This window comes from Schaedlerella arabinosiphila (assembly GCF_003885045.1).
GTDB lineage: Bacteria > Bacillota > Clostridia > Lachnospirales > Lachnospiraceae > Schaedlerella > Schaedlerella arabinosiphila.
Genome location: NZ_RHJS01000002.1, coordinates 5,923,609 through 5,935,444, shown reverse-complemented (window position 1 = coordinate 5,935,444; position 11,836 = coordinate 5,923,609). Strand labels below are relative to the sequence as shown.

The following is an 11,836-nucleotide window of genomic DNA, read 5'->3' as shown; positions in this document are numbered from 1 at the left end:
TCTTCCGTTTTTGCCTCCTGTGCAATTCCAAAACCAAACCTCTCCTTCGTTAAAGTTTTCCATCTTACTTCTCCGTATGCTTCTGTTTTTTTAATATTTCAAATACATCATCCCATTCTGACTCATCCATCCATTCATCATTTTCTGAGATAACAGGACGACCTTGTTTGTTATATTTCGTATTCTCTGTTGCAAAAGAATATGCTTTTTCTCTATTAGCTTCTAAATATTGCGCTAATGCTGACATAAGATCATCCTCCTTATCATAGTTCCAATTCAAAAGCAAATATTATTCGGATATTAACAGGGTTTGGAATGTTCTAAAATATATTGGTACGCAAATTCAATTCCTCTGCAAGTCAGATTTTCACATAAATGCGGCGGGTCGCTTTCTAAAAAACCTGTCGGACGCAGTTTTGAACAGCTTAATGAACCAAACGCCTGCTCAAAGGCAGACGCAAAATGATAACAGGCAGATACGATTTCCTCTTCTGTTTTTCCCAGCACATGGAGGTAAATTCCTATAAACATAAGCGCACCTTCGACCAAACCGCACTGCGCCCTGTATCCGCCGGCGCCGTGCAGTCCGACCGCAGACCAGATTGTCTGCGGTTCTATTTTTGTTTCAAATAATTCGCTCAAACAGATGATTGCCGTCCTCGCACAATTGATATCCTCATTCCAGTACAATTCGTGTACCCGATTCTTTATGTATTCATTCATGATGTGATCTCCCCATATACTTCTGTTTTTTAGCCTGCACAACCAGAAGTGTCATTTCACTCAGTTCCTGGCGGTGTTCTCAGGATAAGGACCATTCTCCGGCACAATCTCTTCTTTTGCATTTCTTTCCTGTTCAATGAACCAATTTGCGATTTCAAAAGCTTTTACCCGTCTCTTTGCCAGTGTAATCTGCGACTTGTATCTTTCCGGGTTTTCTTTAGATTCGAACGTCTTTATTGTTTCCCTTAACTTATGCAGTGTAGAATCAATCTGTCTTTTTGCTTCTGTTAAATCTTCTCTTGAAAATTCCATTTTTACCTCCTGGTCAGTTCCAGTTTATCCAATGACTCAATTTCTTCCGCCCATTTCCATCATCTCCAGATAATTTCCCTTATCAATATGCATCATGGAAATCTGGTTCTGGTGCCGGCGGAATCCGTACACGCAATCCACGTTGCGGATCAGCGACTGGAGACGTTCATCCGGCACGCAGACGATGAGCTGCAGCTCCAGCTCCCTTGCATAGCGCAGGCATACCTCGCTGCGCTCCTTGTCCATCTTGGAAAACGCCTCGTCCAGAAGTACCAGCCGGATCTTGGAATCCCGGCTGCTCTGCTGCATGTAGAGCATGGCGAAGCCGGCCAGCAGGGCAACATACTTGGGGTTCTGGCCCTCCCCGCCGGAATCCCGCCCGGCCATTTCGTCCACCGCGTTTTTCTTCACATTGCCCTGTTCATCCTCCACCCGCTCGTACATACTGAATGTCAGATAGTTGCGGTAATCTGCAAAACGCTCCATTTCCTGATGGTGGCGGGAGCGGTTTTCGGCTTCCCCGTCTCTCGGCGGCATGAATTTTTCCGTCAGCCGCCAGATCTGCTGCTCGTATTTTTGAAAAAATGCGTCCTCTCCGATGCTGAGCTGTCCCTCAAATCCATCGTTGTCCAGCACCTTGCTGTCCAATTCTGGTGCCATCAGCATTTCATAAAACTGTCCGTTCTCATTCTCGGCCGGAAGGATGTCGATCTGGTAGGTGCTGTCGGAAAACCGGATTCTGGACAGCATCCGGTTGATCTCCCGCCTGTGCCGGTACGCCGCCTTAATCTCGCCGTGGATGGTGGCGATCACATTTTCCCGGAGGGAGTGGTAGACCAGGCGGTATTGGTTCTCAAATTCCTCCTGATACCGTGGCTCATAGTCCCGCTTCAGGTCTTCCCGCAGCTTATCGTACACGTCGTTTTCGTGTTCCACCCCGGTAAATCCATAGGCCGGATATTCCCTGTTAAAACGGTTCCGGGCCAGTATCCGCTCTTCCGCCGACTGTTCCTCCTGCCCCGCAAGCCGCTGGCACAGGTCATATTGCTTTCTGCGGTAAGCGGCCTCTGTCTGAACTCCCAGATTTTCCCGAACCTCCGCAAGCAGTTGCTCGTCTGCCCGAAATCCTTCCTGCAGCCCGGACAGCCTGTCCTGAAAATCTCTGTATTCCTTCTGGGCTGCCCGGAGATCCCCCTCCCGGCTGATCCGCTCCTTGTTGACCTGCTCCTGGATACGGGCAAGCTCTGCGATCCCCTGCTCCAAAATTTCCTTCTGGCCTTTTAATTCTGCGGTCAGAGTACCGTCTTCCAAATTTTTCAGTTCCCTCGCAAGCTGCTCTTGTTTATCCAGATAATGCTCCAGCTCCTCCGCGGCTTTTGACAGCCGCAGCAGCTGCTCGGTCTTCTGGTTCAACTGCTCCAGCTTCTGCGCCCTGCCCAGTGTTTCCCGCATCTGGATGTCTGCGATCTGCCGCTGCTCCAGCTCATAGATCTCCTCCTCCAGCTCCTTTAGCTTTGCCTTGGAAACCCGGGTTCCGATGCAGGCGTAGCGTCTGCAGTCGTCCTCCCTGAGATGGCGGAACACGTAATTGCTGTAAGAATAGCCATCCGGCGTCACTCCGTCTCGAACCTGGTGAAGATCTTCCACGGTCTCGCATTTGCAGATCCTTCCCAGATACCGTTTCAGGCACAGATCCGCATAGGGCTCGCCTGCCTGAACCGCCTCGTAAAGCGTGCCTTCCTCCGCTCCCGGCTCGTCCCGTTTTACGGCTGCCGTGTTGATCAGGTCAATCTCCTCATATTCCTTCCGTTTCATTCTGCGGAAAATCCTTGCGGCATCCAGGGCGTACTGGGGTTCGGTCACAAGGCTGTGCTTGATGCGGCCCAGCCTTCCCTCGATGGCCTCTTTCCATTTTTCATCCACAATGTCAAACAGATCGGCAAAGATTTCCACATGAATGGTCCGGCCATACTGACTGCTCAATTCGCTCTGAAGCTGCGCCCTGGCGCTTTTGAGCGCCTTCCTGTATGGCTTGCGGTCATGCTTTAGATCCTCCGCCATTTCCTTTTTCTCACTCAGCTCCCTGGCCGTGCTTCGGATACCGTCGTTGAGCTCCGCCAGCTCCTCCCCGATCATTTCCAATCCATTTTGAATGCCGCTGCGCAGCTTGTCCAGGACATGCTCCGATACTCCGCCTTCTAAAACCTCCTCCAGGCACTGAAGGGTGGGGTTGCTGATATAGCCGCTGATCTCCTCATCCGTCTCCCATTCCCTGAGTCCCTGTAAGATCTCCTGCCACTGCCTGGCGTTTCCCTTCAAAAGGCTGATGGTATTTTTCAGTTCTTCCATTTCCTTCTGCTTCACGCCGTAATCGCTGGAATGGAGCTCTGCCTTGACCTCAATCAGTGCTTCCGTTTTTTCTTTTTTATCCGCATCCAGGATTTTGTACCGTTCCTCCAGTTCGGAAATTTTTGCAGAAATTCCTTCCAGGTCTTCCTGCTTTGCTTCCAGGCGGGTTTTGCAGCTTTCCAGATCCACGATCCGAAGCACCGACTCCGCACGCAGCCTGTCCGCGCGAATCCGAACCAACTCCTGATTGGCATGGTGCACCTCATCCAGGATTTCGATGCGCCGTTCCAGGTCGTCCACCTTTTCCTTGATCTCCCGGTATGCGCCTAACTGCCGGCTGATCGCGGACACCGTGTCCTCCTTGCTTTTGGGAAACATATAGTCCTTGATAAACTGTCCGGTGCCGTCCGCCATCCGAAGGGCGATGGCGCTTTTTTCCATGGTCATCAGCCGTCCCGGGTCCAGATATCCGAAAATGGAATCATACAAAGCCCCCAGATAGGCTTCCCGTGAAGGGTACATCCGGTTCACATCCACCCGTCCCCGGTTTTCCTCCGAACGGCTCCTCGCTTCGATCAGTTTTTTCATCTGAGCGGAGGTGTAGGGCACCCCCTGCTCCGTCAGATAGCCGTCTTTCGGCAGATGTCCAGAATGGCTGAAAAAATGGTATTTCCTCAGTTCCGTGTCCTGGCTTCCCACCTCAAATACCGCGCCGATGCAGGTGCAGACGCGGCTTCCTGTATCCTCCAGTTCCAGCACGATCTGGGAACAGAAATCTACATTTTCCCGGTTTGAGGTTCCGTCCTTCTGGGCGCCCCGCAGATAGCTGAGGACGCTTCTCTTATTTTTCGCATCGTCCGCCGCTTTATTTAAAAAGGCTGCGGACACACTGCCGTAGAGAATCACCTGAATGGCGTCCATAACGGTGGATTTTCCGGAACCGCTTTTACCGCTGAACAGGTTCACATACTCGTGAAATTCCATGATTTTATGGCTGATGCCTCCCCAGTTATTGATCAGCATCCGCCGGAAGATTTTCTTGGACTGCTTCATCGTCTGCCTCCTCCCTGTACTCTTCAATCAGTTCGTTCATATCCGCCGCGCTCACGTAGAGAAGGAGCGTGCTGTACAGATAAATGGGCGTCTCATCCTTCATATCCCGGACCGCCCCAGGCAGCTCGATCATCTGGTGCCTGCTCATCATATACAGCGCATCCCGCCACTCCGCGGCCGTCAGCTTCCGGTCCAGCAGACCGGTATTTGCCCCGTATTCCCGGATCTCCCCCAGGTTCGTGACCGTCGCGCCCAGCCCTTCCCCCAGGATCTTGTCCCGGTAGATCATCCGGACGAGGAGGATGATCCTGGTTGTAGTCAGACTGAACCGCTCCGTCTCCGTCCCTTCCCCTTTCAGCCGGAAAATGTGCTCCTGGGGATCGTGCTCCATCTCGCAGCCCAGCACGGCAAGATAATTTTCAATAAAATGCCTGTGACGGATGCAGGTTTCATAGTCCGGGTTGTCCCGGGGCGTCAGGGTAACCGGGTCATACCGAAGCTGCAGGATGCAGGTCTGACGGAACAATCTGGAAATTGTTTTTTTCAGATTTTCCGCTTCGGCCGCGGATAATTCTTCCATGTATGTAATCATTCGTAAAATTCCTTTCATTATATAATGTAAACGGCATATCAGGAGAAACAGCAGCAATCCGGCAGACGATCCGGCGGACTGCTTCTGTTTCCGCTTTGGCTCCCCCATCCATGCTGCCAGATCGGGTCATTCATGGATCGTCAGCTCGGAAAAGCGGCAGCCATCCTGATTCTCCAGCTCCTGCCCAATCTCGATCCTTCTGGCGTCGTCCGCAATCTCCACCGCGTCCTGCCATACAAAAAATAATTTTTCCAGGTCTTCCGCGGAACGCACCGTATCCCTGGTGACTGTAAACGTCCCGTTCCGCTCATTTTTTCTCCGAAATTCGGCAATCTCCTGCCTGCTGTAAAGGGGCTTTAATACAAATTCCTCCAATTCCTCCTGCTGCTCTGTATGCTGAACCACAGCCTGAGGGGTAAACGCGGTTTTCTCCGTATTCCTGCGTCGGAACATGCTCTGCCCGGTCACCGCGCGGAAGGGCTCTGTCAAATGCATCCGCTCCGAGAGTTTTTCCAGTATCTCGGCGCTGTTTTTGCTTTTGCTGAGGAGATTGGCCAGCGCAGCCGCAGGGTCCTCCTCCAGCGCGCCTTCCATAAGGATATAGCGTATCCGGGCCGCCGCCCGGCTGGCAAACAGGGTCTTCTGCTCGATCAGCTTATTGTATCTGCGCTCAATGGCGTCAAATTCCCGTTCGATCCGGCAGATGATGTTCATTGCCTCGTCCGCGAGATGGACGGCATGTTCCAGACGGCGGTATTCGATTCCGTAATCGCGGGCAGCGTTTTTCTCCTCCGGGGAGCGGCTTATTGCCGGGTGTGTCCGGCTGTCCGGCGCTGCCTGGTTTCCATGGGCCGTGATTTCGATCCGATTTTTTCCGGCTGTCCCGGTATGCTCCCCGCCTTCCAGCTCGGCCCGCAGCTTCAGTTCGCGCTGCCTGGAGAGCAGTTCCTGCTTGCGCACTTCATTTTCACTCAGGTTCCGGTCGATCAACTCTTTGACTGCTTCCTTGTATCGGTAAAAGCTGTCGGTTGTGGTGAGGATCGCATATTTCCGGCTTTCGTTGTTGTTCATTTCCTTTACCAGCACTTCCTGGATGCCGAGAAAGGACCTCTGCCGGGAAAGCTCGTCAAAGTACCCTCTCATGCCTTCCTGCATGTTGGAAAGCATCTGCAGCAGGGAGCGGGAGGTCTGCAGCGCGCTTTTGAGTATTTCATTGTTTTTTTCCCGGTCTGAACCGTAGGTGTAGAGATAGCTGTAGACCGCCAGCACGCTCTCCCGCTCCCGGGTGCTGTCCTCGCTGTACAGGCGGCCGAACAGCTCCACGAACATCTGGCTGTATTCCGGAAAGGATACCACGTAGCTGTCCAGCACTTCATCGTAATCCCGTCTCAGCCATCCCCAGTCTTCCAGATGCTTTAAGCAGATGGAGGCCATGTTGCTTCTGGTCAGAAGCTCCCCCTCCTCGTCAAACTGCTCCTCGCTCCAGTCCAGCGTCTCCGCAGCGATCTGCTCATTCATGACAAACCGGCACTCCCGCTCCGTCAGTCCGAGCAGGGAACTGGAACGGCCGGATTCTTCATAGATCGCAATCAGGAAACGCTGGTAGTATTCCGTATATTTGCTTGCAAAAAGCTTGTAAAATTCTTTTGGAATCTTGCTTATCAAATTCATAGGTCGGCTCCTTTTATGCTGTATTGGAATAGGCGTAAACAGCAACCCTTAGTATACTATATTTATTCGAGAGCTTCAATTCCTGGTGGATAATTCAGAAAATTCATGTTATAATCAGGTATTATTTTAAAAAAGTGAGGAATGAACTCATGATATTCAAAGAGAAAATATTTACCGGAAAGAATGGGACCCACTATACGCTGCGCAGCCCGCGGCCGGAAGATGCTGAGCAGATGATTGGCTATCTGAAGCGCACCGCTATGGAAACGGAATACGGCATCAGTTACCCGGAGGAGATGGATTTCAGTATACAGGAGGAGATGGATTTTATCACAAAATACGCGGAAGATCCGGGCAGTCTGATGATCTCTGTATTTGAAGGGGAGACGCTGGTAGGAAGCGCAAGCCTGACCTGCGTCCTGAACAAACAGAAGACAAGGCACCGCGCCTCCTTCGGTGTTGCCCTGTTAAAATCTGTGTGGGGGCAGGGGCTGGGATATGAGATCGTATCCGGACTGACCGCATTTTCCAGGGAGGCCGGATACGAACAGATTGAGCTGGAGGTGGTCTCTTCCAACACTCCGGCAATCAATCTGTACAAAAAGCTGGGCTTTTCTGTGTATGGAGAGCGTCCCCGGTCTTTTCGGCTGAAAGATGGAAATTATTCGGATGAGCTGCTTATGGTGCTGGCTTTGAAGTAAGCCGCAGCATACTGACACAATATGACGGATCACGAACCATGCTTTTTCTTCCGCTGCCGTTCATATATAGCCTGGATGATCTGTTTCTGGTCGGCCTCGTTCAGCTCAACGAACTGACAACCGTACTCAAATACCTCATCTTCTTTTTCAATGATACGGCATACTTCGGAATAGATGAGGGACATGTCCCGATCCGGGTGCAGCTTTACCTGCAGCAGGAACCTTTCCCCCAGCTCCAGCGCCGGCTCCGCCCTGACATATGCGCCGCCTACGCTGATATTGAGGAGCTTGCAGGGTTCTTCTCCTGCGCCCACCTTGCCGATAATCACCATGCTGCCGTCAATATCCGTATTCAGGCGGAAAAAGGCGCGGTCATTTCCGGACTTGATAAAGACCAGCCCTTCCACGGGCCAGATGCCGTCGTCCGCCTGCTTTAAGTTTCCCTCCAGATGGACCACTTTTTTATCCATATCGCTGTAACCGCGGATCTTGATTTTCATTTCCTCTTCGAAAGAAACCTCTGCTTCCGAATATGGATGCAGCTTTGCTCTGTCTCCACTGAGGGACATCAGCTTAGCGATAAAGAGAAGATGGTTCTCCGCGTCCATAACCTCGACGCGCATACCGGAATACACTCCGTGCTCTTCCAGAGAAATCTCCCTCTCCGGTTCCTGAGCCGGCTTTGGCTCTTTTTTTGCAGATTTCCCAAATAAATCAAATAACTTCATAAAACCTCCTGGAATCCGCAGCCGCCATGCCGGCCCGCAGCAGATTTCTTCATTATAATACATCTAAGGGCACCCCATCATGGCCATAATGGGATGCCCTTGAATATAAGTATTAAAACATAAATGTTGCTGCAGCGCAAGCAAAAAATCCGCAGTCCGATAGAATATCAGCCGGCCCGCACCAATGCCTGCAGCAGCATCACATGGTACTCCTCATCCTGTATGATCCGCCTCAGCACTGCATTCACGCAGTCGTCGTCGATCATTTTGATATGCATATGGTACTGCTTGATGGCGTCCTCTTCCGCCTCTATATCGGCCTGCAGCATCTTCCCCGCATGCTCCGGGATGGTCAGGTATTCCGGTGTCCACATCCTGGGGCGCCCGTTGTACGGCCTTGCCACAAAATCTACCTTCCCGCCCAGCAGACAGATCAGCTCGCCCAGCTTCTGCAGGTGCATCATTTCCGCAACCGCGATTCCCAGAAGCGTCTTTGCCATGGGGCATCTTTCATGGGAAATGCGGTTTTCATTGTTGATGTACTGGGTAATCGCGGACAGCTCCGACACCGGGCCGCAGTAATCCATCCCCAGCAGGTTTGCATAGGCGGGGTTCTCCCTCCTCACCTGGATCGGCGGATAAGGCAGATCCATCATGATCGGTTTTATGCCTGCAAAGCTGCAGGTATTGGTCAGACAGGCTTTATTTTGTTCCATTTTATACAATGTCTCCTCAATATCTTCTTTACTTGATGATATGCCGGCGCCGTAAAAATATTACTGTTCAGGCTGGGCTGGATGCTGTTACTGACGCACCCAAAGGTTGTGAACGGTAACCGCATATTTACCTTTTTTACAATACTTCTAAATTCAGGTTGCCGTTTCAGAGGATGTGGTCTATACTGAGGTATAAAGAATTATACGGATGATTCCGGCTTCGAACGAAAGTGCGCTTCGCACATTCCCGTGTTGTTACATTTTTTAGCAGCGCAGCTTTTGTTCCGCGCGCGTAGCTGCGCATCCCCCGGAGGGTTGGTTTCAAAGACCAGGGAGGTTATTATGGGTAAAATGACAGTCTACCACGGCGGATATAAGGAAATTCCTTCTCCAAAAATCATAAAAGGGAAGCATACCAAAGACTTTGGAACAGGTTTTTATTGTACATTGATCAAGGAACAGGCCGTCCGCTGGGCCAAAAGATTTGATACGCCTGTGGTAAATCTTTATGATGTGCATATGGATACTTCTCTTAAGATTCTGGAATTTGAAGAAATGACCGAGGAATGGCTGGATTTTATCATAGGCTGCCGGAACGGAAAACCGCATCAATACGATATTGTGATCGGCGCAATGGCAGATGACCAGATTTATAACTTTATTGCTGATTATATAGATGGTATTATTACGCGGGAACAGTTCTGGGTTCTGGCAAAATTCAAGTATCCCACACATCAGATTTGTTTTAGTACGAAAGCGGCATTAAAATGTCTGGAATTTCGAAAAGCGGAGGAATTAAAATGACAGGAAGAGAAGAGAAGTCTTCAAATGATCTGTTTTTTGTATGCAGCCTGATCGACTATATCGCGCGGAAGACATATAACAAAAGACGGGACGTTGTGGATGCGCTTGGTACCAACGCAATCCAGAAAATGTATGAACTTGCAGACGTTTATCACAGCGACAATATAGATCATGTAAGCGATTATTTTATCGAAAAAGCAGGAATTACGAAAGGCTGCTTTGACAATGTAGGGGAATGCGGATATTCGATACCTACCCATTGGGATATCGGGAAGGTATACAAGCGTTTGATCCTGGGAATCGCAAGGGAGAAGCATGTTTCTATCATAGAGGCCCTTTTTCTTGCTTATCATTCCTTTGTAAGCGACAAAATTGATGATTATAACAGCAGTTTTTATTACGATAGCCCTCAAAATATCCTGATTTCGTTTTTAGACGGTAAGATTGAGTGACGGATGGACTGGACGGATGCCGTGCGGCAGGCGCACGGCATCCGTAGTTTATAAACTGTTTTTCTGGTTCGCTCCTCCAAATGCTGCACCTCTACACAACAGCCTCCACAATCGTTTTTCCTTCCACCCGAATCGTTTTTACACCAATCTGCTTATTTTTGTTAAAATTAAAGCTTAACATATATCCCTTCTGAATATGATAGTAATCCAGATATTCTAAAAGCTGCTTTTCTCCGCGGGCATTATATTCCTCTCCATGCCAGAGCTTCATTTCCAGGATAAATTGTTCACTGTTGTAGTCCACAATCACATCCGTGCGCCTCTGGTCTCTTGTCTGTGCTTCCATATAATAATTTCCCGCTCCATTGATGATTGGGCGAAGATACAGCAGGAAAAAACGCCTTCCATCTTCTTCTAAAAACACCTCTGGCCTGTCGCCGTACAAATCGTGAAAATGCTCGACAAATTTCCTGAGAACCAACTCCATATCCAAGTATCCGCTTCGGATGAACTGGCTCTTTTCCAAAGCTCCTGCCTTTGATAGATCGCTCTCTGTAATTTCCTGCGAGAGAAACCAGTCGCACAGCATTGTTTCAAATATCCGATTTGCAACCGCTGCAGCGCCTCCCTGATTTTTCAGGAAACCATATACCGCTGCCAAATGGATTGATGCGTCATATGGATTATATGGTATATTCCGTCCTTCAAACAAAAGTGAAAACAGCAGTTTTCGCAGCTTTTCATCGTCTTCCAGCTTATTGATCATACTTTCAAACAAGGGGATTCTATCTGCCAAAATCCTTTTTTCCGCTTCTAAAATTCCGTTCTTTGTCCAGGCGTCTGTCCTTGTGGGGTAACGCTTTGATCCGGCAATCTCCTCATCCATCAGCTTACACATATTAGAAACCAGAACCGGATATCCAGAAGTATACTCATAAAGGGTCTGCGCAATTTCAGAAATATTCATTCCCGTATGGCAGTCGCTTTCATAATCGCTCAGCATACCTGCAATGTCTTTCACAGAAAAGCTCATATCTACGTCAAACCGGGATGCGATATTCCACGGACTGTTATGCTTATGCTCTGTATCCGGACGGATTTTCTGACGAAGGTTCCGAATATCATGCACCCCTGCCAGAATGACCGACTGAAATGTCGGACGTTTGTCCCGATGAATATAATATCCTCTAAGCTGTGACAGAAAGTCAAGGAATACCTGATTGCTGCTGGCACTGTCCACCTCATCAACCATCAGCACAACCGCCCTCTCGGCCTCATCGCACCAATCACTCAGGCATTCAAACAGATCTGCAAGTAAATACCTTTTTTCCTGTGTATTTCTCAGTGCGTTCAGACGATCCTGTATTTCATTACTCATATAAGGCCGGCAGCTCCTTATCTGCCACAGTTCACGCGCAAACGCGGCCACAAAGCTTGAAGCGTCCTGGAAATCTTCACGGCTCAAAAACTGAAAATCCAAACTCACGACAATATAATCGCTGCTTAAAAATTTCTCCAGCGCGTTCAGTATCGTAGTTTTTCCGTATTGTCTGGCACGGCTGATCACAAAATATTGCCCCTCATCAATCATGCCTTTAATGTCACAAAGTCTGGAATGAAGATCCACCATATAATGAACATCCGGACTGCATGCCGCAGTTATGTTAAACTTACGCATCTCATACGGTCTCCTTTACGTTTTTCCCTTACTAACTATAGTATATGTCCTGCGCAC

General features: G+C 49.6%; 12 protein-coding genes. 3 read left to right on the top strand and 9 right to left on the bottom strand.

Annotated features, from left to right (window positions below; translation table 11 throughout):
* Window positions 1–64: 64 nt before the first annotated feature.
* From EBB54_RS27875 to EBB54_RS27850, 6 genes are all read right to left on the bottom strand, one after another.
* Window positions 65–247, bottom strand: coding sequence for a hypothetical protein (locus tag EBB54_RS27875; protein ID WP_125129952.1), 183 nt, complete (start codon window positions 245–247; stop codon window positions 65–67).
* 53 nt (window positions 248–300) lie between these two features.
* Window positions 301–723 (bottom strand): C-GCAxxG-C-C family protein, encoded by a 423-nt coding sequence (locus tag EBB54_RS27870; protein WP_125129950.1) that lies wholly within the window; start codon window positions 721–723, stop codon window positions 301–303.
* 60 nt (window positions 724–783) lie between these two features.
* Window positions 784–1,035, bottom strand: coding sequence for a hypothetical protein (locus tag EBB54_RS27865; protein ID WP_243127844.1), 252 nt, complete (start codon window positions 1,033–1,035; stop codon window positions 784–786).
* 36 nt (window positions 1,036–1,071) lie between these two features.
* The gene (locus EBB54_RS27860) at window positions 1,072–4,437 is read right to left on the bottom strand and encodes an SbcC/MukB-like Walker B domain-containing protein (RefSeq protein WP_125129948.1); all 3,366 of its coding nucleotides are present in this window, start codon (window positions 4,435–4,437) and stop codon (window positions 1,072–1,074) included.
* Complete coding sequence (locus EBB54_RS27855) at window positions 4,394–5,029, bottom strand: DUF4194 domain-containing protein (RefSeq protein ID WP_004080187.1); 636 nt, start codon at window positions 5,027–5,029, stop codon at window positions 4,394–4,396. The genes EBB54_RS27860 and EBB54_RS27855 overlap by 44 nt, the downstream gene beginning before the upstream one ends.
* A 126-nt stretch (window positions 5,030–5,155) precedes the next feature.
* Complete coding sequence (locus EBB54_RS27850) at window positions 5,156–6,700, bottom strand: Wadjet anti-phage system protein JetA family protein (protein WP_125129946.1); 1,545 nt, start codon at window positions 6,698–6,700, stop codon at window positions 5,156–5,158.
* A 149-nt stretch (window positions 6,701–6,849) separates the two neighbouring features.
* On the opposite strand from EBB54_RS27850, the gene EBB54_RS27845 reads away from it, so the two are divergent.
* Window positions 6,850–7,401, top strand: coding sequence for a GNAT family N-acetyltransferase (locus EBB54_RS27845; RefSeq protein ID WP_125129944.1), 552 nt, complete (start codon window positions 6,850–6,852; stop codon window positions 7,399–7,401).
* 29 nt (window positions 7,402–7,430) lie between these two features.
* Here the strand turns inward: EBB54_RS27845 and EBB54_RS27840 are convergent, their stop codons facing one another.
* Together EBB54_RS27840 and EBB54_RS27835 are read right to left on the bottom strand one after the other, a co-directional pair.
* On the bottom strand, window positions 7,431–8,129 hold the full coding sequence (locus EBB54_RS27840) for a flagellar brake protein (RefSeq protein WP_162307226.1): 699 nt from the start codon (window positions 8,127–8,129) through the stop codon (window positions 7,431–7,433).
* 167 nt (window positions 8,130–8,296) lie between these two features.
* Window positions 8,297–8,845: a ferritin-like domain-containing protein gene (locus EBB54_RS27835; protein ID WP_125129940.1), complete on the bottom strand. Its 549-nt coding sequence runs from the start codon at window positions 8,843–8,845 to the stop codon at window positions 8,297–8,299.
* 342 nt (window positions 8,846–9,187) lie between these two features.
* Here EBB54_RS27835 and EBB54_RS27830 point away from each other — a divergent pair, with 342 nt between their 5' ends.
* Window positions 9,188–9,649 (top strand): DUF3990 domain-containing protein, encoded by a 462-nt coding sequence (locus EBB54_RS27830; protein ID WP_125129938.1) that lies wholly within the window; start codon window positions 9,188–9,190, stop codon window positions 9,647–9,649.
* Window positions 9,646–10,101, top strand: coding sequence for a hypothetical protein (locus EBB54_RS27825; RefSeq protein ID WP_004080175.1), 456 nt, complete (start codon window positions 9,646–9,648; stop codon window positions 10,099–10,101). Before EBB54_RS27830 ends, EBB54_RS27825 begins: the two co-directional genes overlap by 4 nt.
* Window positions 10,102–10,192: 91 nt before the next feature.
* Here EBB54_RS27825 and EBB54_RS27820 read toward each other — a convergent pair whose 3' ends face one another.
* Window positions 10,193–11,779, bottom strand: a complete 1,587-nt coding sequence (locus tag EBB54_RS27820) for an AAA-like domain-containing protein (RefSeq protein ID WP_125129936.1) — start codon at window positions 11,777–11,779, stop codon at window positions 10,193–10,195.
* Window positions 11,780–11,836: the final 57 nt, after the last annotated feature.

Excerpts from the sequence above, each read along its gene's own strand:
- EBB54_RS27850 (WP_125129946.1), bottom strand. The coding sequence starts at position 6,700 with ATGAATTTGATAAGCAAGATTCCAAAAGAATTTTACAAGCTTTTTGCA.
- EBB54_RS27870 (WP_125129950.1), bottom strand. The coding sequence starts at position 723 with ATGAATGAATACATAAAGAATCGGGTACACGAATTGTACTGGAATGAG.
- EBB54_RS27825 (WP_004080175.1), top strand. The coding sequence starts at position 9,646 with ATGACAGGAAGAGAAGAGAAGTCTTCAAATGATCTGTTTTTTGTATGC.
- EBB54_RS27865 (WP_243127844.1), bottom strand. The coding sequence starts at position 1,035 with ATGGAATTTTCAAGAGAAGATTTAACAGAAGCAAAAAGACAGATTGAT.
- EBB54_RS27820 (WP_125129936.1), bottom strand. The coding sequence starts at position 11,779 with ATGCGTAAGTTTAACATAACTGCGGCATGCAGTCCGGATGTTCATTAT.
- EBB54_RS27830 (WP_125129938.1), top strand. The coding sequence starts at position 9,188 with ATGGGTAAAATGACAGTCTACCACGGCGGATATAAGGAAATTCCTTCT.
- EBB54_RS27845 (WP_125129944.1), top strand. The coding sequence starts at position 6,850 with ATGATATTCAAAGAGAAAATATTTACCGGAAAGAATGGGACCCACTAT.
- EBB54_RS27840 (WP_162307226.1), bottom strand. The coding sequence starts at position 8,129 with ATGAAGTTATTTGATTTATTTGGGAAATCTGCAAAAAAAGAGCCAAAG.
- EBB54_RS27875 (WP_125129952.1), bottom strand. The coding sequence starts at position 247 with ATGTCAGCATTAGCGCAATATTTAGAAGCTAATAGAGAAAAAGCATAT.
- EBB54_RS27860 (WP_125129948.1), bottom strand. The coding sequence starts at position 4,437 with ATGAAGCAGTCCAAGAAAATCTTCCGGCGGATGCTGATCAATAACTGG.
- EBB54_RS27835 (WP_125129940.1), bottom strand. The coding sequence starts at position 8,845 with ATGGAACAAAATAAAGCCTGTCTGACCAATACCTGCAGCTTTGCAGGC.
- EBB54_RS27855 (WP_004080187.1), bottom strand. The coding sequence starts at position 5,029 with ATGATTACATACATGGAAGAATTATCCGCGGCCGAAGCGGAAAATCTG.